The sequence below is a fragment of the Gordonia sp. w5E2 genome, assembly GCF_036540975.1.
GTDB classification, from domain to species: domain Bacteria; phylum Actinomycetota; class Actinomycetes; order Mycobacteriales; family Mycobacteriaceae; genus Gordonia; species Gordonia jacobaea.
On record NZ_CP144213.1, the window covers coordinates 1,430,072 to 1,450,044 of the forward strand.

Annotated in this window: 17 protein-coding genes; 8 read left to right on the top strand and 9 right to left on the bottom strand. The window is 65.1% G+C overall.

Annotated features, from left to right (window positions below):
* Nucleotides 1–28 precede the first annotated feature (28 nt).
* The 3 genes from RND64_RS06540 (at nucleotide 29) to RND64_RS06550 (ending at nucleotide 3,096) form a co-directional block, all read left to right on the top strand.
* Nucleotides 29–1,246 (top strand): SfnB family sulfur acquisition oxidoreductase, encoded by a 1,218-nt coding sequence (locus tag RND64_RS06540; RefSeq protein ID WP_049699723.1) that lies wholly within the window; start codon nucleotides 29–31, stop codon nucleotides 1,244–1,246.
* Nucleotides 1,247–1,389: 143 nt separating this feature from the next.
* Entirely contained in the window at nucleotides 1,390–2,130 is a 741-nt protein-coding gene (locus tag RND64_RS06545; protein WP_235434395.1) for a hypothetical protein, read from the top strand.
* 69 nt (nucleotides 2,131–2,199) lie between these two features.
* A complete protein-coding gene (locus RND64_RS06550) occupies nucleotides 2,200–3,096 on the top strand; it encodes a hypothetical protein (RefSeq protein ID WP_049699722.1) in 897 nt (298 codons plus the stop codon).
* A gap of 108 nt (nucleotides 3,097–3,204) precedes the next feature.
* Here RND64_RS06550 and gjpA read toward each other — a convergent pair whose 3' ends face one another.
* Nucleotides 3,205–4,881: an outer membrane porin GjpA gene (gene gjpA / locus RND64_RS06555; protein ID WP_049699721.1), complete on the bottom strand. Its 1,677-nt coding sequence runs from the start codon at nucleotides 4,879–4,881 to the stop codon at nucleotides 3,205–3,207.
* Nucleotides 4,882–5,268: 387 nt separating this feature from the next.
* Here gjpA and RND64_RS06560 point away from each other — a divergent pair, with 387 nt between their 5' ends.
* Nucleotides 5,269–7,173, top strand: coding sequence for a fatty acyl-AMP ligase (locus tag RND64_RS06560; RefSeq protein WP_049699720.1), 1,905 nt, complete (start codon nucleotides 5,269–5,271; stop codon nucleotides 7,171–7,173).
* Nucleotides 7,174–7,296: 123 nt separating this feature from the next.
* Entirely contained in the window at nucleotides 7,297–8,199 is a 903-nt protein-coding gene (locus RND64_RS06565) for a hypothetical protein (RefSeq protein WP_200903270.1), read from the top strand.
* An 83-nt stretch (nucleotides 8,200–8,282) separates the two neighbouring features.
* On the opposite strand, the gene RND64_RS06570 is transcribed toward RND64_RS06565, so the two are convergent.
* The gene (locus RND64_RS06570) at nucleotides 8,283–9,845 is read right to left on the bottom strand and encodes a YibE/F family protein (RefSeq protein WP_049699718.1); all 1,563 of its coding nucleotides are present in this window, start codon (nucleotides 9,843–9,845) and stop codon (nucleotides 8,283–8,285) included.
* 21 nt (nucleotides 9,846–9,866) lie between these two features.
* Nucleotides 9,867–11,330 carry an LLM class flavin-dependent oxidoreductase gene (locus RND64_RS06575; RefSeq protein ID WP_235434405.1) on the bottom strand — a complete coding sequence of 488 codons (1,464 nt, stop codon included), beginning with the start codon at nucleotides 11,328–11,330 and terminating at the stop codon, nucleotides 9,867–9,869.
* A gap of 156 nt (nucleotides 11,331–11,486) precedes the next feature.
* Here RND64_RS06575 and RND64_RS06580 point away from each other — a divergent pair, with 156 nt between their 5' ends.
* On the top strand, nucleotides 11,487–11,987 hold the full coding sequence (locus RND64_RS06580) for a mycothiol transferase (protein ID WP_049699716.1): 501 nt from the start codon (nucleotides 11,487–11,489) through the stop codon (nucleotides 11,985–11,987).
* A 46-nt stretch (nucleotides 11,988–12,033) separates the two neighbouring features.
* Here the strand turns inward: RND64_RS06580 and RND64_RS06585 are convergent, their stop codons facing one another.
* The 6 genes from RND64_RS06585 to RND64_RS06610 form a co-directional block, all read right to left on the bottom strand.
* On the bottom strand, nucleotides 12,034–12,453 hold the full coding sequence (locus RND64_RS06585) for a DUF6764 family protein (protein WP_049699715.1): 420 nt from the start codon (nucleotides 12,451–12,453) through the stop codon (nucleotides 12,034–12,036).
* A 176-nt stretch (nucleotides 12,454–12,629) separates the two neighbouring features.
* A complete protein-coding gene (locus tag RND64_RS06590) occupies nucleotides 12,630–13,244 on the bottom strand; it encodes a response regulator transcription factor (RefSeq protein WP_049699714.1) in 615 nt (204 codons plus the stop codon).
* Nucleotides 13,241–14,341 carry a sensor histidine kinase gene (locus RND64_RS06595; protein ID WP_049699713.1) on the bottom strand — a complete coding sequence of 367 codons (1,101 nt, stop codon included), beginning with the start codon at nucleotides 14,339–14,341 and terminating at the stop codon, nucleotides 13,241–13,243. The genes RND64_RS06590 and RND64_RS06595 overlap by 4 nt, the downstream gene beginning before the upstream one ends.
* Nucleotides 14,342–14,402: 61 nt before the next feature.
* The gene (locus RND64_RS06600) at nucleotides 14,403–15,209 is read right to left on the bottom strand and encodes an ABC transporter permease subunit (RefSeq protein ID WP_049699712.1); all 807 of its coding nucleotides are present in this window, start codon (nucleotides 15,207–15,209) and stop codon (nucleotides 14,403–14,405) included.
* 36 nt (nucleotides 15,210–15,245) lie between these two features.
* A complete protein-coding gene (locus tag RND64_RS06605) occupies nucleotides 15,246–16,190 on the bottom strand; it encodes an ABC transporter ATP-binding protein (protein ID WP_049699711.1) in 945 nt (314 codons plus the stop codon).
* Between the two features lie 102 nt (nucleotides 16,191–16,292).
* Nucleotides 16,293–18,164 (bottom strand): APC family permease, encoded by a 1,872-nt coding sequence (locus RND64_RS06610; protein WP_083444421.1) that lies wholly within the window; start codon nucleotides 18,162–18,164, stop codon nucleotides 16,293–16,295.
* Between the two features lie 382 nt (nucleotides 18,165–18,546).
* Here RND64_RS06610 and RND64_RS06615 point away from each other — a divergent pair, with 382 nt between their 5' ends.
* Together RND64_RS06615 and RND64_RS06620 are read left to right on the top strand one after the other, a co-directional pair.
* Nucleotides 18,547–19,236 (top strand): MspA family porin, encoded by a 690-nt coding sequence (locus RND64_RS06615; protein WP_049699709.1) that lies wholly within the window; start codon nucleotides 18,547–18,549, stop codon nucleotides 19,234–19,236.
* A gap of 37 nt (nucleotides 19,237–19,273) precedes the next feature.
* Nucleotides 19,274–19,960, top strand: coding sequence for an MspA family porin (locus RND64_RS06620; protein WP_049699708.1), 687 nt, complete (start codon nucleotides 19,274–19,276; stop codon nucleotides 19,958–19,960).
* The last annotated feature ends 13 nt before the right edge of the window (nucleotides 19,961–19,973 follow it).

Here is a 19,973-nt window from a genome sequence, read left to right on the forward strand (position 1 = left end):
GGCAGAGACCGTACCGACCGCTGATCCAGTGGTCGTGCCGACCAGCGCCGCGGAGGCGTTGGCGAAGGCTCGTGAGGTCGCGGCGCGGATCGAGGTCGACGCCGCGTTGCGCGACCGTGATCGCCGACTCCCGTACGCGGAGATCAACGACCTGTCGGCGTCGGGGCTTCTGGCGATCACCGTCCCGCAGCGATTCGGCGGTCCCGACCTCGCGCCGAGCGTCGTCGCGGATGTCACCCGACTACTCGCAGCCGCAGACCCCAACGTCGCGCAGATCCCGCACAGCCACTTCGTCTATCTGAATCTGCTCCGCCTCGCCGGTCCGGATGCGTTGGCGCAGCGCATCTTCGGTCATGTCCTGCAGGGTGGTCGGGTCGCGAATGCGCAGTCGGAGCGGGGTGGCAAGACCGTCGCAGACATCAACACCACGCTGCGTCGGCAAGACGACCGGTTCGTGCTCGACGGTGAGAAGTTCTATGCGACAGGGTCGTTGTTCGCCCACACTCTCGCCGTACTGGCGCGCTTGCCCGAAGAGCCCGAAACCGGTGACGCCGCAGACGAGTTCGAGCCGGGCGAATACATCGCATTCGTGGCGGCCGACGCTCCGGGGGTCGAGATCGTCGACGACTGGAACGGTCTCGGTCAGCGCACCACCGGGTCGGGGACCGTCAGGTTCAGTGGCGTCGACGTGGACCCGGGCGACCTCGTGGCCCGCGCACCGGCCGTCGCTCGACCGACCGGCTACGGCGCATTCGCCCAGCTACTGCACGTCGCGATCGACGTCGGTATCGCGCGCGGCGCACTCGACGCAGCCGCCGACTTCGTGCGCACGAAGTCGCGGCCGTGGTTCGAGGCAGGAGTCGAGCGCGCCGACGCCGACCTGTTGACGGTGCAACGCTTCGGCGAGCTCGGCGTCGAGGTCGCGGCGGCAGAAGCGACGCTCGACGCGGCGAGTAGAGCCGCCGACGCGGCGACGGCCGACGACGTCGACGATCCAGCGCTTACCGCCCAGGCGTCTATTGCCGTCGCTGTCGCCAAGACAGTCGCCGACCGTGCGTCCAATTCGGTGAGCTCAGCGTTGTTCGAGGTGGCGGGCACACGCAGCGCGTCGGCCGAGCTCTCGCTCGATCGGTTCTGGCGAAACGCGAGAACACACACCCTGCACGACCCGGTGCGCTGGAAGTACCAGCACATCGGTCGCTGGGTGTTGCGTGGGGAGAGTCCCCCGATTCACGGGGTCATCTGAAGCGGGGGCTATCCGGGGTAGGGTCATCCGAGCTTGTCATCTGAACGGCGGGATTGTGCTGGTGTACCCACGCCAATCCGGCGTGCATCATCTGGCATTCCGGATATCCTCACTCCTATGTTCGCGAATCGGGCGTGTTCACTGTGACTCCGGCGCCGTACGATCGGTCGGGTCCCGCCGATGACAATCCGGGCGACGACCAGGCACGAAACGACCCCACCGGCAGTGACCCGGGTGAGTACCGGAACTCCACGCACGCGTACACGGATCCGTCGATCTACCCTGGCACGCCCGAGGGCGCTGGGCCGGGTGCCTACGAGCCGCCGGCGTACTCCGACTACGCCTATCCGGAATCGCCCCGTTCCGAAGCGCCCCATTCCGAACCGTCGCAGCCTGGTTCCGCGTATCCGTCGGCCCCTGGGCCGTACCAGCAGTCCGGCTATCCCCAGTCCGCGTACCCCCAGTCCGGATATCCCCAGCCCGGCTACCCGCAGTCCGCGTACCCGCAGTCGTACCCACCGCCTGGTCGTCGGCAGGGGCGCGACAAATCAGTGATGATCGTGCTGATCTGCATTGCCGTCCTGGTGATCATCGGCCTGCTCATCGTCGGCGCGTACTTCCTGCTCAATCGGAGCTCGGATTCGACAACCGACACGGAGGCGACGCCAACGGTCACGCAGACGGTCAATCCGCCGCAGACCTCCACCGTGACGGTCGGGCCCGCGACCCCGCCGCCGGGCGCGGTCTCCTGTGGCGCAGGGGTTTCCGCGGGTACGTCGGTGACCAGTTGCTCGTTCGCGCAAGCGGTCCGCGAGGGTACCTGCGCACGGGTGTGCAGGGGCAGGCGCGGGTTATCAGCGCCTACAGCCCGGTCACCGGACTGAGCTACGTGATGTCGTGCGGACCGGAGGGCGGCGTCGTCGCCTGCCGCGGCGGCAACGACGCGGTGGTCTATGTCTACTGACCGCCGCGGTCTTCTCGGCGTCATCGGCGTGGTTGCCGTATGCGCTCTTGGCTTTTCAGGCTGTTCGACGGCGGGTCGTGGTGACGGCCAGGTCACTCCTGTCACAGTGACGGTGACCGGGTCGACCACATCGCAAGCGTCTGCGCCTGCGTCGTCGAGCGCTCCCGTCGCGAATCCGCTGGCACGCGGATTCGGGGCGGTGGCTGCACAGGTCGGGGTTCCCGTCGGAGTTGCTCTGGCACCGGTCGGCCGCGGTGACAGCCGCCCGATCATGCTGGGCGACAACACACCTCAGGTGGCGTGGTCGACGATCAAGGTGCCGCTTGCCGTCGCGGCCGAGCGGCAGAACGGTCCGTCGACCGCTGAATCGAACGCGATCATCAACTCCGACAACGCTTCTGCCGAGGCGCTGTGGTCGTCGCTGGGGAGCGATGCTGTCGCCGCCCGTAAGGTGACCGCGGTGCTGCGCGAGGGTGGCGACACTCAGTCGACCGTACCTGCGCAGAGGTTGCGCGCCGGATTCACCGTCTTCGGGCAGACCGTGTGGACGTTGCCTGCCGCTGCCACGTTCACCGCCCATCTGCCATGCATGCCGGGAACAGCGCACGTCGTGTCGCTGATGGGGCAGGTCGCAGGCAACCAGCAGTGGGGCATCGAAGTGATGTCGACGCCGAGATCGACTGCAGTGAAAGGTGGTTGGGGTCCTGGCGTCGATGGCTCATACCTGGTCAGGCAGATCGGACTCATCACATTCTCCGACGGACGACAGACCGCCGTCGCCATGAGCGCCGCGGGTGGCTCGATGTCGGGCGGTATCGCCGCGCTCAACGCGATCGGAAATTGGCTCAACCGCAACGCCGCTCGACTTCCCCGCGGTGCCTGCTGATCCCCAGCGCACACCCTTCGCAACCCGCCTCCGACGGAACGACAACGAGCGGAGCGCCGGACCCTGTACCGGATCCGGCGCTCCGCCGTGTATGCGCTCAGTGACAGGTCAGTCGGTACTGGCAGACGACGTCGAATCGCTCGAACTCGATGCCGCGCCACTCGATTCGCTCGATTTGCTCGACGTGTCCGAGGACGAACTGGTCCCGGCGCCCGCTGAGCCCTTGGTGTCCGCAGAGCTCGTGGTGTCCGCGTCGGTGCCCGCGTTCGACGTCGACGATCCGCTCGACGCGGAGCCCTGCGTCGAATCCGAAGAGTCAGAGGGCGCATCGGTAGACGACGATGCCGGGGCGGTCGCCGAACTCGAGGGTTGACTGCTCGAGGGCTGGGCGGTCGGGCTCGCCGAGGTGGATTCCTCCGCCGCGGAGGAGGTCCTGGTTTCGGTGGACGAACCCGCCGGCGTCGAGCTCGACTCCGTCTGTGCGACTTCGGTCTTCGCCGACTCAGCCTTCGCAGACTCAGACTCCACAGAGTTCAGCGCGACGCTGGTTGTCGCGACGGCGGCTGCGGTCTTGGCGGTAACCGGCGAGGGGGTTGTCTCGGAATCCTTCTTGCCCAGCAAGGTGTCGGCCAGCTTCTGGATGGCCGCAGCCCAATTGTCTGCGGCCTTGTCGCTGATCGTCGGGAACTCCACACCGGCAAGGGGCGGAACCGGCTTGCCGTTCTTGCCATCCCAGCCGTCGCCGAGGAGCACTCCCACGGTCTGTGACAGACCCTCCATTGCGCCGATGGGGCCGACAGCTTGGCCAGGAATGTCGAGGGTGAGGGGGAAACCCAACGCATCTGTAGTGACATTCATGCCGATGCTGTTCAGGATCGACCCGCCTGGCGCGGTGATCGACGTGCCGTTGGGGCCGTCGTAGGACCCGCGTCCGACCGAACCAGGGGTGAACAGGCCGCCGAAGGCGATGTCGAGTGAGTTCAGTGTCGTGCTACCGAGTAGGCCGGTCTCGTTGATAATCGGAGTCAGAGCGGTGAGATCGAGTGTTGCACCGTTGAAAACCGCTCCAACGACGTTGGCCGGAGCGGAGAACACATCGGAAAAGACCGCATCGGGATCGCCCGCTTGGATCGCGGCCGCGATGGCGATTCCGCTGTTGAGTACGGCGACGGCCGGGCTGATCACGGGGCCGACAAGACCGATGAGCACGCCACTCATCGGCGACGCCAACACGTTCATGATCGCGGTGATCGTCGCCGGATCGATCGGTCCGCCCTCAGGAAGAAACTGCGGTAGCAGCTGCAGCACCAGCCCGTGCAGGCCGTCGACCGTGTGATCTTTCGTCTGCGCGAGCGTCTCGTCGCTCGCGCCGATACCGGTGACACCGGTGATCACGGCTTCGAGGTTGGCCCGCATCTTCTTCAAGACATCGTCGGCCTGTGACGGATCGTTCAGAACGTCGTTGAGATACTTCGACTGATTGGAAATGATCTGCTGCAGGGGCAGCCCTGGAGCCAGGAAGTAGTTATGGGCAAGAGTCGCAGCATTTTTCGACGCCTCGTTGAAGGCATCGATGTACGGCTCGAGTGGCTTCCAGTCGGCGGCGAGACGGACGGTCGCCTCGGTGGTTGCCTTGTAGGCGGTGGGTACCTCGGAATGAACGCCGGGCGCGACGGCCATGACGCTCGCACCGGCGATGGCGACACCAGCGGCAACCCACGCACGGGGGGATTTTTTGGGAACTTCGATATCGCCTTGCAGGGCGATTGGAGCTGAACGCTGCACGGACTCTCCTCGGGGCATGTGCAAGAACTTGAGTGCGGTCTGAACGTAGAGCCAGAAGGAGCTGAGAGAGGGGCTTTTCGAAAAGTTTGTTTTGGTACACGAAGCATTAACTAAGGGTCTTTCGCGGTGTTGGATCATTAAAGAGCCAGGTCAGGACGGCGGCGAACCTAGTAATAGTTAGTCGAAGATTCGCGATATTTGAGTACCGACGGGTAGGTTCCGGTGGCGTAGTGAGCTGTGGAACCTGAGAAAAGTGGCATCCGGCGACCGTGGCTCGGGTATCGTCCCTCGCGCCCGACGACCTGAACAGAACGCGAAAGACGGGTCGTCGTTTACGGCGCCGCGGACTCGACGCGGCACCGAGATCACGACCGACGAAGGTGGCCGATGTCCAAGCATGCAAAACTCACCGACGACACTCTGCTCGAACTGCTCCGGCAGCGGGCGGATCGGTACGCCGACAAGGTCGCGTTTGCCTTCTCGTACAACGGCGACGGTGAGAACACGAGTGTGTTGACCTATCGGGATCTGGATACCAGGGCTCGTGCGATCGCCGCCGAGTTGCAGAGCAAGGGTGCGGCGGGCGAGCGCGTGCTGGTGCTCTGTCGACCCGGATTAGACCACATCGCAGGCTTTTTCGGATGTGTCTACGCCGGTGCGGTCGCGGTACCCGTGCATGAGCGACTTGCCCCTCGACTGTCGTCGGTAGTGCCCGATGCACGTGCTCGTTTCGCGCTGGGAGTGTCGGAGACTCAGCCGGGGATCAAGACAATGCTCGACACGCTCGGTGAGGGCGGCGATCTCAACTGGGGCCTGATGGATGCGGTTACCGCGGACGCCGACGACTGGGTGGCGCCGGACATCGACGCGACGACGGTCGCGATGATCCAGTACACATCAGGATCGACCACGACGCCGAAAGGCGTTGTCCTCAAACATGACAACCTGATGCGGAATATGGAGGCCATCCGTTCGTCGTGGAACGGTACCGACTCTGACGTCGGAGCATTCTGGCTTCCTTCTCACCATGACATGGGACTGATCGGCGGTGTGCTGTCGATGATCTATCTCGGCTGCACAGCACATTTCATGTCGCCGACGGCGTTCATCAAACGACCAATGGCGTGGATGGAACTACTCTCCACGTCGGCCGCGACCTACACCGTCGCGCCAAACTTCGCCTACGAGTTGTGCATTGAGCACAGCACTGCCGAAGAACGTGCAGCACTTGATCTTTCGGCGTTGCGCACCGCCATGAATGGCGCCGAGCCCGTACAGGAGACAACACTGCGACGATTCGCAGAGGGATTCGCTCCAGCCGGATTCGCGCGAGAGGCGTTCTCCGCGGTCTACGGCCTGGCTGAAGCGACACTTCTCGTCACGGGCCGGCCCGATCCGGCGTCGCCTCGCGTGGTGCATCTCGATCGTGAGGCGCTCGCAGAAGACAGGGTCGTCGAGTGTGAGTTTCCCGCCGAGTCAATGACATTGGGAGCGGCGACTGCTGAGGCGGTGTCGGGGGAGTCGACGACATCAGGTGCCATGACCGTCGTCGGGTGTGGAGAGCCGCGCGCCGGCGAGGTGGCGATCGTCGATCCGGTGACGCGGGTGCGGTGCGGAGAAGGACGGGTCGGTGAGATCTGGTGTGCGGGTAGCAGTGTCGGGGCAGGGTACTGGCGTCGACCCGAGGAAACCGAGCACACCTTTGGTGCGTCGATCGCCGACACCAACGTCGGGCCGTTCCTGCGCACCGGCGACCTCGGGTTTCTTCGTGACGGCGAGTTGTTTGTCACCGGACGGTGCAAAGATCTCGTCGTGATTCGCGGCGGGCACCACTATCCCAACGACATCGAGTTCTCCGTGCAGGGTTGCCACGCGTCTCTCCTGTCTGGTCGTGGAGCGGCATTCGCGTTCACGCCGGGATTGCGTGCGGCCGAACGACTGGTCATCATCCAGGAAGTCGATGTCGATCACGAGGGTGCGGGCGATGCGGATGCGCTCGCCGAGATCATCGAAAGTGTGCGGGTGGCTGTGGCCGACCGGTACGGCGTCGATCCTCATTCGGTGTTTCTGGTCGATCCACAGTCGATCCCGACGACATCGAGCGGCAAGATCCAGCGCAGCCGATGTCGAGAGCTGTTTCTCGATGGTTCCCTGTCGCCAGTCGCTCGGTGGCAGACCCCCTCGGCCGCCGACGACGTGGCGCGAGCGAAAGAACTCGAGAGGGCGGTTGCGGGTGCCGAACTGGTGCGGCTCGTTGTCGCGTCGGGCAGGAACGTCGGGCAGCCGGGCTGAGGACGCCCATCTGTGCGCGCCTCCCGCCTGGGCGCCGGCGATACCGAGTTGTGACGCCCTCGGGGTCGCTTGGGGCGCGGCAGGGCCGTAACGTCTGTTACTCAAGTGACTAGAGGGACAGATGTGACTTTGTACAAACGACTTTGTGTGGTGGTCGTCGTTGCTGTGACTGCGGTCGTCCTCGGCGCCGGCAGCGCACATGCGGCCCCGGCGCCGTTTCGACTGCCGCCGCTCCCTGAGCCGATCGCGACGTGGTTGCGCCCACCGGTGCCCCCGGCCAAGCGGCTCGCGGATAGCTGGGCGGTCGCGCAGAAGTCGATACGCAAAGCGACTCCCGGCCAGCTCGGCGTGTCCTTGGTTCCCGTCGGGTCCGACGCCGCACAGTCCTTCGGGACGCTCAAAACGGGGCGGGCGTGGTCGACCTTCAAGGTCCCTGTCGCACTCGCGGCCGAGCGTAAGAACGGTGCGTCGATCCTCGTCAAGGAGGACAAGGCGATCACGTTCTCCGACAATGACGCAGCAGGCGACCTATGGGGATCACTCGGCGGTGGCAAGGCATCGGTCGACGCGGTGACCGCTGTCCTGCGCGAAGGTCATGACATGGCGACTCGGGTCAGTTCCGAGATCGACACTCCGCGTTCGTATCCGGGCTACACACAGTGGGCGCTGGCCGACCAGGCCCGATTCGGCGCGCATCTACCGTGCATGCCGAACAGTAAGAACATCCTCGACCACATGGGCTCGGTGGCACCGAACCAGCGGTGGGGCATCGCCGACCTCGGTCCCAAGCGGCACGCGGTCACCGCGGTGAAGGGGGGATGGGGGCCTGCCACTCACGCGGCGCCCGGCTACCTGGTGCGCCAGCTCGGCCTCATCTCAACCGACCAGGGCGAGGTCGCGGTTGCGATGGCTGCCCGCCCGGCCAGCGGCAAATTCGAGGACGGCACAAAGATGCTGACCAAGGTCGGCGATTGGCTCGGCCAGAACTTCACGTCGATTCCGGCGGGGAAGTGCTCTGTGCTCTGAACTGCGCACACTCGACGGTATGAGGCGCCCAGTCGGCCGTATGAAGCGCCCAGTCGGCGGTGTGGGGCGCCCAGTCGGCAGTGTCACTCCGGCATGGAGTGGCGGCCCGAGCGGGGCGGCGAAGGTGGGACGCTCCTCCCGCGCACAGGCGTCTGAGGCTCGCGCGCCTGGCGCTCTTCCTGCTCTTCCGCGCGGCGCGACGTCCGGACTTCCGGTTCGGCGGCACGGGGAGTCGCGTGGGCCTCCGGCTCGGCGGCACGGGGAGTCGTGCGGACTTTCGAGTCGGCGGCGCGGGGCGTCGTGTGGACTTCCGGTTCGGCGGCGCGGGGCGTCGGATAGGTGAGGGCGGCGGCGATCGCAGTGGTCAGGGGCACGGATAGGGCGATGGCGATGCCGCCGACGAAAGATCGCGCCAGTTCGACGGCGACGGCGTCGGTGGTCAGCAGAGACGAGAAGGGTTGCCGCGCAACCGAGAACAACAGGAGTAGCGGTAGAGCGCTGCCCGCGTATGCGAAGACGAGGGTGTAGACGGTGCTCGCGATGTGGTCTCGGCCGACGCGCATCGCTGCCCGGAAAGTTGCGAGGCGGGTCGGTTCTCCCGCGCCCGCGAGTTCGAATGCCGCCGACGCCTGGGTGATCGTGACGTCGTTGAGAACGCCGAGGGTGCCGATGATGAATCCGGCGAGCAGCAGGCCGCTGATCGAGATGCTGCCCTGGTAGACCTGCAGGTTGGTGGTCTGATCGCCCGACAACCCGGTGAGATGCATGGTCCTGATCGCGAGCCAGCTCAGCACGCCTGCGAGCACGAGCGAACTCAATGTGCCCAGCAGCGCCGAGCTCGTCCTAAGGCTGATGCCGTGCGCCAGATACAGAACGACGAAGAGAATCGCGGCCGATGACACCACGGCCACCGCGACGGGCGACTCACCGTCGAGAATCGCGGGCAGGGTGAACACGCCGAGCACGGCGAAGGCGAAGACGAGACCGATGATGGACCGCAGGCCACGCCAGGCCGCCACCAGGACCACGGCGCCCACGAACAGCACTGCCCAGATCAGCGTCGGTATCCCACGCGAGAAGTCGAAGAACGTGTAGCGCGGAGCGCCGTCGGGCCCAGGTACCGTGCTCAGCCGGATGGCGTCGCCGGGGGAGAGAGACGGTTGGCCCGCCTGCGGTTCGTCGAGGGTCGACGGGTCGGGTGCGACGCTGTCCGGTCCGCTGCCGGCCTGCGCCCGATTCGTCGGGATCTCGAGCAATGTGTATTTGCCTGAGTCACTTCCCGATTCGAGCTTGACGGTGTTCTCGATGCACGGGCCGTTCGGAGTCGGCGTAGTGCCGAAGTCAGGCGAATCCTGCGCGGTTCCGACGAGTTGGTTGAGGCAGGGGCCACGTGATTGTCCGACCACCTTGCCCGAAACGGTCGTGATCGCTCCGCCGTCAGCGCCTCTGAACTGCGGCGGAATCGGATGGCTCCCACCTGACGGCCACAGCAGCACCATCCCGACGATGACGGCGATTCCGGCAATCGTCAGGGTGACGACGACGAATCGTTTCGCGAACGGAGACAACGCCGCCGGGATCTCCGACAGCGAATGACTGTGCGAGTGTCCGACGTGCGTGCGGTGGGGTCCGGAATCGCGACTCACCCCGCCACCTTAGGCGGCGAGTCAGCGCGTCGCGGCACCGACCGTATCGTTACCGACTCGTGCTGCCGCATCGGTACCGACTCGTGCTGCCGCATCGGTGTCGACTCGCGCTGCCGCGTCGCGGACCGAGTCGTCGATGGTCGACCCTGCGCCCCCGACTCGGTACGACGCTCCGCGGTGGTTGTCCGGAAGCAGATCACCTCGTCCGAACAGCTTGTTGCGCAACGTCCCCGGCACGTACTCCCGCTCGTAGGCACCTCGCCGCTCCAGCGCGGGCACCACATGGGTGATGACGTCGGAGAAGGTGCCGGGCGTCACGGCGTACGCGAGGTTGAAGCCGTCGACGTCGGTTTCGGCGGCCCATTCGAGCAGGGCTGAAGCCACCTCGTCGCCGGACCCGATCAGCACGGGCCCCATACCGCCGATGCCACCCCACGCCGCGATGTCGCGCACCCGCCACTGCTCGCCGGTGTCGGATGCCTGCTGGAAGGCGGCCACCGCGGACTGGATTGCGTTGCTCGCCACGTTGCCGATCGGTTCGTCGAGGTCATACGACGCGAGGTCGATACCCATCCAGCCCGACATGAACACCAGTGAGCCCTCGTCGCTGGCCAGTCGCTGGTATTCGGTGGCCTTGGCGCGTGCGGCCTCCGGCGTGGCGTCGGTGATGATCGTCAGGAGCGTGTAGATCCGTGCGTCGTAGGGATCGCGACCCGCGATAACGAGTTCCTCGCGGATCTTGGCGACGGTCTCGCGCAGGATCTGCTTGGTGGGAGCCGCGACGAAGATGGCTTCGGCATTCTGCGCAGCGAAGCGTCGTCCGCGAGGTGAGGCTCCGGCCTGGTAGATGACGGGTGAGCCCTGCGGCGACGGCTCCGACAAATGGATGCCCGGCACGGTGAAGTGCTTACCGCGGTGTCCGACGTGGTGGACTTTCGACGGGTCGGCGAACACACCGGAGCTGCGGTCGCGGAGTACCGCGTCGCGCTCCCACGAGCCCTCCCAGAGTTTGTAGAGCACGGTCAAGTACTCGTCGGCGTGGTCGTAGCGGTCGTTGTGCGCGAGCTGATCGTCGTCGCCCATGTTGCGCGCGGCCGACGGCAGGTAGCCGGTCACCACGTTCCAGCCGATCCTGCCCTTGGTGAGATGGTCCAGCGTCGACAATCGGCGCGCGAACGGATACGGATGCTCGAATCCGGTGCCCGTCGTGATCCCGAAGCCGAGGTGCTGCGTCGCATGCGCCATGGCCGACACCAGCAGCAGCGGGTCGTTGACGGGGATCTGCGCGCCCTGCCTGATCGCGGCTTCGTCGGTGCCCGCGTAGACGTCGTAGGTGCCGAGTACGTCGGCGATGAACAGGCCGTCGAATCCGCCTGTTTCCAGCAGTCGGGAAAGCTCGACCCAGTAGTCGAGGGTGTTGTAGTCCCACGATCGGTCAGCGGGGTGACGCCAGAGGCCGGGGGATTGGTGCGCGACGCAGTTCATGTCGAATGCGTTGAACCGGATGGGTCGCGCTGCGGTCGATCGCGAACTCGGGGCGGAAGGGTGATGGCTGTCAGACACTCGGCCGATCGTCCGGCGTGACGCCGGGTTACGCCAGGTTTGTGCGCACCGCGGGCCAAAGGGGTACGAATGAGTGGCATGAATGCCTCGGAAGTTCTCCTCGACGGATTGAGCCGCATCAAGGACGGGGTCCACGGTGTCCTCGACGGAATCGACGAAGAGCGGCTGGGCCTCACGGTGGCGCCGGGGGCCAACACCATAGCCTGGCTGATCTGGCACCTCACGCGAGTCCAGGACGCGCAGATCGCCGACGTCGCAGGCTTCGATCAGGTCTGGACCAGAGATGGGTGGTACGAGAGTTTTGCTCTGCCGTTCGGCAAGGAGGCCACCGGCTATGGGCAGTCGCCCGAGGAGACGCGACGCGTAGTAGCCGAACCCGACCAGCTGCTCGGCTACTACGACGCCACACACGACGCATCGGTCGCCTACCTCGCGACGCTCGACGATGCCGACCTCGACCGTATCGTGGACGATCGCTGGGACCCTCCCGTTACGCTCGGTGTGCGCCTGGTCAGCATCGTCGACGACGACGCGAAGCACCTCGGGCAGGCTGCCTACCTTCGAGGGCTACACCTGTAGCACCGCCCGGCGCTGGCGGTCATAGGTGAGTGAAAGACGTTCTGGCTCAGGGCTTCCAGCAGCCCTTGAGGGTTTGGAAGTCGCCCGCGAACGAGGTTCCACCGGTGCAGGTGGGTCCGTTCTTACCGTCGACCACCACGGTGGCGCCCGGCCCGGCGATGCCGATCGCGAGTCCCGGCTTGATACCGGTCATCGTCACGGAAGCCTTGGGGCCCAACGCAATTGCCGCAGGACCGGCATAGTGGTCTGCCTTCGACGACGCCGTACCGCCGTTGTCGACGACCGCCAAGCTCAGTCCTGTTGGGCCGGAATCCGCTGTGCAGCCAGGCATTGTCGAACTCTGTCCCGGCAGGGCCGGACAGATCGTCGGTGCGGCAGCGGCGTCGGGTGCCGCGGCGAATGCGATTGCTCCCGCGCCTGCTGTTGCGACCAGTGCACCCAATGCGATTCGGGCTGTGTTCCGCATGTGAAGCTCCTTGTATCGGTAGATGAAGTATGTCGGTGGACGAGCATCAGCGATTCGGAGCAGGTGCGGGCCGCGGATGGGAACCGACGCGCAGAAAACTGCGCCCCCTGTGGCCTCCGTATGTACCGGTACATGCGAGAGGCGCGGGAGCTGCAACTTTCTGCGGGAAAGAAGTGTCAGATCCAGCCGCGATCGCGCGCGATGTGCGCGGCCTCGCCGCGCGTGCTCGCGCCGGTCTTCCCGATGGCCGACGACAGGTGGTTGCGCACGGTGCCTGCGGAGAGATGAACCTGCGCCGCGATCGTTGCGACCGTCGCGCCCGACATCGCTGCGCGCAGCACATCGGTTTCGCGCGCAGTCAACGGATTCTCGCCGCTGGCAAGACTTTCCGTCGCGAGCGTCGGGTCGACGACGCGCAGTCCCGCGTGCACACGTCTGACGGCATCGGCGAGTTGGGCAGCGGGGGTGTCCTTCACGACGAATCCCGATGCTCCCGCGTCGATCGCGCGACGGAGGTAACCCGGACGGCCGAACGTGGTCACGATCAGCGAACGCACCTGCGGAAGTTGTGTGCGTATCGCCGCAGCGGCCTCGATGCCGTCGGCTCCGGGCATCTCGATGTCGAGTAGGCAGACCTGCGCGTCGGATGCGCGGGCGGCCTCGACCACCTCGTCGCCTCGGCCGACCTGGGCGACCACGTCGAGGTCGGGTTCGAGGTCGAGCAGTGCGGCCAGCGCGCCCCGGACGAGCGCCTGGTCGTCGGCGAGGAGTAGTCGGATCGAGTCGGTCATGAGATCTGCACCCGCACTGTCGTTCCCGTCGAATCAGAGTCGAAGTGCACTGTGCCGCCTGCGGATTCGACGCGCTCACGAAGACCGCGCAATCCGTTACCGTGCTCGGCGTCGCCGAGACCGCGTCCGTCGTCGTGAACCGACATCGACGATCCGTCGATCAGCACCTCGCAGTGCTGTGCTCCGCTGTGTCTGACGACGTTGGTGACGGCCTCGCGCAATACCCAGGCGAAGAGTTCGGCGTGGAGAGTTTCGACGGTCGGCTCAGGCAACGTTGCCACGATGTCCGCCGCGTGCAACGCGCTGTCGACGCCTGCGATGGTGTCGGGCAGATCCGGTGTGCGTATGCGTCCGACGGTCGTGCGCACCTGCGCGAGCGCGTCGCGGGTCAACTGATTGACCTCACCCAGTTCTCGCTGCGCACGTTCTGGGTCGAGCTCGATGAGCCGCTGTGCGAGTTCGGTTTTCACACTGATGACCGTCAACGAGTGGCCGAGGATGTCGTGGACGTCGCGGGCGACGCGCTCGCGTTCCGCGACGACGGCCAGTCGTGCGTTGAGTTCTCGTCGACGCTCCTCCTCGCGTTCGCGCTCGCCCTCGCGCACCGCGACGAATCGAAATCCGAGCATGGTCAGTCCGACGGCAAGCAGGACGAGCACGATGCTGGCATCGGTGTGCCACCCGAACAGGCGGGGGAGGGCAACCGAGGCGACAACGACGGCGGCGACGCAGATCAGTGCCCATCGCGTCGGAAAGCAGAACGCGGCGACGACCATCAGGAATGGCGCTGCGCCGAAGGCGTTCTCGTCGATGATCGGGAACAGCCCGACCATGAGGAGCACGAGAAGTACGAACAAGGGGACGCCGCGCAGATCGGTCTCTGCCGTGCCGGTGAGCAGGTACACGCTCGCCAACAGGTAGGACAGCGCGAACAGGGTCAGGAGGGTGAATCCGATCGCCTTCGTCGCGGTGGAATGGTCGGAGGTCGCGACGGCGCCGATGGGGTATGCGAGAAAAATGAGCCAGACAGCGGTGAACACCCAGCGCAGATTGCGCCAGGGTGTCACCGCGCCGGCCGAGCCGAACCACCGTGCCATCACGCACTCCCGATCGTCATGGGCGGTGTTCTCCTGCTGGTCCGTCGTTGGTCTCGCGCACTCACTGGCGCTGTGTACTGCGACTGTAGAAGACCGCGGCAGCGACCGAGAACACTGCGGCCCAGATGACCAGATTGGCGACCGCGACCCAGAGTCCGATATGCGTCCCGTACACCGTCACGCCGTGGTCGAGGGGGTAGCGCGCCAGGGTCACCACTCCGAACATCGGGGTGAACTGGGAGATGGTCAGCATGGTTCCCTTGAGCGGAACGAAGACGTTGCCTGCGAAGGCGAGGAGCGCCAGTACGCCACCCATCACCTGCATCGCCCCGTCGGACCGCATGAGGCTGCCCACTGCGAGGCCGAACGCCGCGAACACCGACGCCCCGATCCATCCGAGCAGGAGGCATGCGATCCAGATGCCGAAGGGTGCGTGCGCACCGGTGGCGATTCCGGCGATGCAGAGCACCGCGATCGGCAGTGCCCCCATCGCGAGGGCCACACCGATTTTCGTTGCCACGTAACCCGCGGGTTGCAGCGGCGTCATCATGAGCGTTCGCGTCCACCCTGCTTGTTGCTCGATCGCCACCGACGCGGCATTCGTGGCTGCAGCGAGGATCGCCCCGTAGACGGCCATACCGATGAGAACGTAGAAGGCGACGTTGCCGGATCCCACTGCATCGCTTGTCGTCTGGGTTGCTCCGAAGACGAGGTAGAGCAGGGCGGGCATCACGACTGTGAAGATCATCGCGCGACGATTGCGCATGACACGACGGATGTCGAGGCGGAGATAGGTGGGTGAGGCGAAGAACCCCCGAAGGGAGTCCGACGCCGTCGTGGTCGGTGCGTCGGCGGTATTCACGTTCATGGTGGTCGAGCCTTTCGGTGTGCGGGGGTGTGCTGGTCAGTCGGTGGTGAGCGCGATGAAGGCGTCTTCGAGGTTGTGGGTCGCCACCTCGAGCTCGCGTGCGTCGGTCGTGGTCAGAAGACACCGCGCGAGGGCATCGGAATCGTTGGCGGACAGATACGTTCGTCCACCCCGGCGCTCGACCACCTCGAGATCGGGAATCGCCGCACCGACGGCGGCAATGGCGGTGTCGTCGATGATCGCCGACACCACACGTCGACTTGCGACGTTGCGGATCTCGGCCGTCGAACCGTCGGCGACGACGCGTCCGTGCGAGACCATCACGATGCGGTCAGCGAAGTCGTCGGCCTCTTCGAGATAGTGGGTGGCGAAGACGACGGTGCGGCCTGCGCCGGCATCGGCACGAATCGCCGACCAGAAGGCACGTCGTGACTCCACGTCCATTCCGGCCGTCGGCTCGTCGAGCACGATGAGGTCGGGATCGGGCAGCGTCGCCAACGCGAACTTGAGACGTTGCTGCTCGCCACCCGAGCATCGGGAAACCTTGCGCCCGGCGATCTCCGCGATGCCTGCACGTGCCATCGCCGATTCGACGTCGCGCGTGCGCCCGTGCAGATCCGCGATGATTCGCATGGTCTCTTCGACTGTGAAGTCGGGGAGCAGACCGCCGCTCTGCAGAACCGCGGCGACGCGGCCGGTCCGCGCGGCCTTCCTGGCCGACAGGCCATACACCTCGACGGTGCCCGAATCCGGTTGTGTCAGACCGAGAACCATGTCGAGTGTCGTGGTCTTACCTGCTCCGTTCGGCCCGAGAAAGGCCACGACCTCGCCGGGGCGGATCGTCAGGCTGAGGTCGTCGACGGCGGTGAGCCGCGAACCGTTGCCGCTGCGAAAGGTCTTCGTGACGCCGTCGATGACGAGTGCCGGCGCGGTCTGCGGCGAGCTGGCTGCGCGAATCGCGGTGGAATCGGTGTTGTTCATGACATCAAGACTCGCGCCGCGGGCGCGCCCACACACAGAGCAGATGTCATGTTTCGCCCATGACAAGCGTCATGGGTCGGGTCCGGATGCCCGGGTCAGGAGTCAGCCGACGTGCACGATCGGCCGTCGGCTGATCTCCGGCTCGGCTCGGCGGACGACTTCTCGCGTGACCGCCGCGACTTCGCCTTCGCCGATGAACAAGAACCGGAGGAGGTTGAGCAGCGGGTTGGTCTCGCTCCACTCGAAGTACACGTTGGGAACGATTCCGGTCTGTTCGCGGATGGCCAATAACGTGGCCGCGATCGTATTGGGCACCGCAGCCGAATCAACCCAGAGGATCCGGTATCCACCTTCGCGGTAGCGTCCGTGAATCAGGAGGTCGGTGGCGAACTCCGACGAGTCGGTCACGTTCACTTCGAGAAACACGATCTGATCGGCGTCGGGAATGTGGCTTTCGGCGCGTTGCTGCAGTTCTTTGTCGTGGTATTCGTGCAGCGACCGTTCGTCGGGGTCGTGGGTGACGATTTGTATCTCCCCGGAAGCCGCAGCCTCGTCGATGATGCGTTGTGCTGTCTCGTCGAAAGTGATGATGCCACTTCGCAATTCAAACGATCGGTTGATTCGGGAAGCAAACGACACGATCAGGATCGCCGCGATGAAGAATGCGGCCACCTGCACACCTTCGGGGCGTTCGATGATATTCGCGACGGTGGTGTAGATGAAGATCACCGAAATCGTGGTGAACATCAGCGTCAGTCGTCGGATCCTGCGTTTGCGCACTGAGAGCGTGACGGCGATGGCCGCGGACGTCATCAGAACCAGCACGCCGGTGGCGTATGCGCCGCCCTGTTTGTCGACGTTGGCGTCGAAATAGATGGTGACGCCGAAGGCGATGAGTGCGAAGACGACGACCAGCGGGCGGGTGGCGCGCGCCCAGTCCGGAGCCATGCCGTAGCGCGGCAGGTAGCGCGGCACCAGGTTGAGCAGACCGGCCATGGCCGACGCCCCGGCGAACCAGAGGATAAGGATGGTGCTGATGTCGTAGACGGTGCCGAAACCGCTGCCGAGGTAGTCGTGTCCGAGGTAGGCGAGCGCACGACCGTTGGCTTTGCCGCCGGGCTGGAACTCGTTCTCGGGTATCAGGATGGTGCACACCAGACTGCTCGAGATGAGAAAGACACTCATGATCAGTGCCGATGTGGTGAGGAGGCGTCGAGTGCCACGAATGCGGGTGATCGGATGATCGGGTGGATCGGCCGGTGAGCCGTCGACCTGCGGCATGACCGCGACGCCCGTCTCGAAGCCCGACAATCCCAGCGCCAGCTTGGGAAACACGAGGACGGCGATCGCTGCCACCATCCACGGATTGCCGTGCTCGGTGAACATCGCCGACTGCCAGTCGATGACGAGATGTGGAGCTTCGACGATGTGCCACAGCGCGGTCGCGATCACGACAACGTTGAGACTCAAATACACGACGACCAGGACGACCGCGATGGTGATCGCCTCGGTGAAGCCGCGCAGGAACACCGCGGCGAGCAGCGCGAGCAGGATCAGTGTGATCAGGACCGTGTGGTTGGAGAAGCCGCGTGGGACAAGGGGATTCTCGACGAAGTGGGCGGTCGCGTCCGCGGCCGACAACGTCATCGTGATCAGGAAGTCGGTTGCCGCGAAGCCGAGGAGGACGAGAACGAAGATCTTTCCGCCCCACTTGGGGAGAAGCCGTTCGAGCATCGCGATCGAGCCCTCGCCCTTGGGCGATTTTGCCGCGACGTACCGGTAGACGGGGAGCGCCCCGAACAGTGTCAGTGCGACCAACACCAGCGTCGCCACCGGGGCAACGGTTCCGGCTGCGAGTGCGGCGATACCCGGCTGATAACCAAGCGTCGAGAAATAGTCGACGCCGGTCAGGCACATGACCTGCCACCACCGGTGCGTATGCGATTCTTCGCTCGGAATGCGGTGCGGCCCCATGAGGCCGGCGGGCTCCGGTGAGATATCGGAGAGCAGCCACTGCCGCATTCGGTGGTCGGAAACGTCGGAACTCACTCGGAAACACTAACCGGACGAACCGTGATTTGGTGTAGCGAAGCTTGTCCGGATTCGTGTCGATCGCGTGACGCCGCATTTGTCCGATATTCGATAGTGCAAACGGTACAAAACGAAAGATCCTGTCGCACAACGGATTCAAAGATTACAAATTGGTCAACACGCCGCCCTGTGGCCGTTTTTCGTTCACGTTTTGTTCTCCGTCATCTCAGTACAGTTCGCGCGGAGTTGCCGCTGGGGCGACGACCGGCGCAGCGCGCGGATCGAGCGAGCGAGCCGAGCAATGAATTCATCTTGAGGGGACTACATGACCACCAACGAGTCACGGATGCGACGGGGTGCCGTTGGCGCACTGGCCATCGGTGCCGTCGCGACCGCCGTCGGCATGGCCGCGGCTCCCGCACACGGCGACGCCTTCGTTCGTTTGCCGGGAGGAACGGCTACCGGAGACGGACTGACGCTCACCCGCACCACTGAATCTGCGCAGATTTCGCCCTCTCTCGCGGCAAATGGCCTCGGCCGCACCGCGTGGGTGAGCGGAAGCGTCGTCCTCAAGGCGCCGGGACTGAAAGACGCCAAGGCGGGACCGAACAACGGTGTCGGTTCGAACGGCGAGGCCACCTACCCGGGCACGGGCGGCGTGTCGACGGATGGCGCCGCGGCGACGCTCTCGGTGGGCTACATCGTCGGTTGCCAGGTGAACGTCGGATCGATGACGGTCGGCGCCACCGGGACACTGAACCTGCTGAGCGCCGGCGCGGTATCAGGTTCGGGCAGCCTCAGCATTCCGCTGACGCCCGGTCAGGTGGTGTTTGCCCAGCTCGATTACAAGGACATCGAGAAGAAGGGCACGTACTACTTCAATTGGGACCGCACGCAGTTGAACATCAACAATTGCGCCGGTTACGCGCAGGCCCGCTCGTACGCGGTCGTGGAGACCACCGGCAGCGATCACCAGAAGGTCAACCTCTACGGCAAGCCCTTCTCGATCGGCTGACCGCTCTCATCACGACCACAACCATTTGAGGGAAAAAATGAACATCAGTTTGAAGCGGCTCGTCACCATCGGCGCGCCCGCGGCATTCACCACCGTCGCCGCCCTGATGGCACCGGCCATCGCACACGCCGACGTCCACGTCGCACTTCCGTCACAGACCGACCAGCAGACCCTCGGCGACGGCACCGTTGTGTCGGTGACCCGTACCAACGAGACGGCCAACATCAACCCGTCGCTCGGCGGAACGCCGCTGCACCGCAACGCATGGGTGTCGGCTACCTACGCAGTCAAGACCAGCAAGGACGCCAAGAACATCAAGATCAGGGCGGGTTACATCGTTGGCTGCCAGGTCAACATCTCCGGTGTCAGCGGTAGCGGCAACGGTGCTGCATCCGGCAAGCCGGGTCCGAATATCGACAGCCCGCCCGCAATCAGTTCGGCAACGACGGGCGCCGGAACTTCGCTGTCGGTCGGTCCGGGCCAGGCTGTCGCCTATTACGTGAACACTGTCGAGTCCGCCGACGACTTCGGCAACCAGAAGCTGAGCAACAAGGTCGGGTACAAGGCCACCAACCATGCGAAGCTCAGCTATACCAACGAGCAGATCGGGATCAACGGCTGCGCGGGTTACGCGCAGGCTCGTTCGTTTGCCGACGTGTACGTCAACACACCCAACGCAGAACAGATCGTGACGTTCTACGGAAAGCCCTTCAGCCTCGGATAACCTCTCACCCGAG

Bases quoted from the DNA above. Each gene is read 5' to 3' on its own strand.
- RND64_RS06585 (WP_049699715.1), bottom strand. From the start codon at position 12,453: ATGCGGAACACAGCCCGAATCGCATTGGGTGCACTGGTCGCAACAGCA.
- RND64_RS06590 (WP_049699714.1), bottom strand. From the start codon at position 13,244: ATGACCGACTCGATCCGACTACTCCTCGCCGACGACCAGGCGCTCGTC.
- RND64_RS06610 (WP_083444421.1), bottom strand. From the start codon at position 18,164: ATGGGGCCGCACCGCATTCCGAGCGAAGAATCGCATACGCACCGGTGG.
- RND64_RS06615 (WP_049699709.1), top strand. From the start codon at position 18,547: ATGACCACCAACGAGTCACGGATGCGACGGGGTGCCGTTGGCGCACTG.
- RND64_RS06550 (WP_049699722.1), top strand. From the start codon at position 2,200: ATGTCTACTGACCGCCGCGGTCTTCTCGGCGTCATCGGCGTGGTTGCC.
- RND64_RS06575 (WP_235434405.1), bottom strand. From the start codon at position 11,330: ATGAACTGCGTCGCGCACCAATCCCCCGGCCTCTGGCGTCACCCCGCT.
- RND64_RS06605 (WP_049699711.1), bottom strand. From the start codon at position 16,190: ATGAACAACACCGATTCCACCGCGATTCGCGCAGCCAGCTCGCCGCAG.
- RND64_RS06595 (WP_049699713.1), bottom strand. From the start codon at position 14,341: ATGGCACGGTGGTTCGGCTCGGCCGGCGCGGTGACACCCTGGCGCAAT.
- RND64_RS06600 (WP_049699712.1), bottom strand. From the start codon at position 15,209: ATGAACGTGAATACCGCCGACGCACCGACCACGACGGCGTCGGACTCC.
- RND64_RS06580 (WP_049699716.1), top strand. From the start codon at position 11,487: ATGAATGCCTCGGAAGTTCTCCTCGACGGATTGAGCCGCATCAAGGAC.
- RND64_RS06560 (WP_049699720.1), top strand. From the start codon at position 5,269: ATGTCCAAGCATGCAAAACTCACCGACGACACTCTGCTCGAACTGCTC.
- RND64_RS06620 (WP_049699708.1), top strand. From the start codon at position 19,274: ATGAACATCAGTTTGAAGCGGCTCGTCACCATCGGCGCGCCCGCGGCA.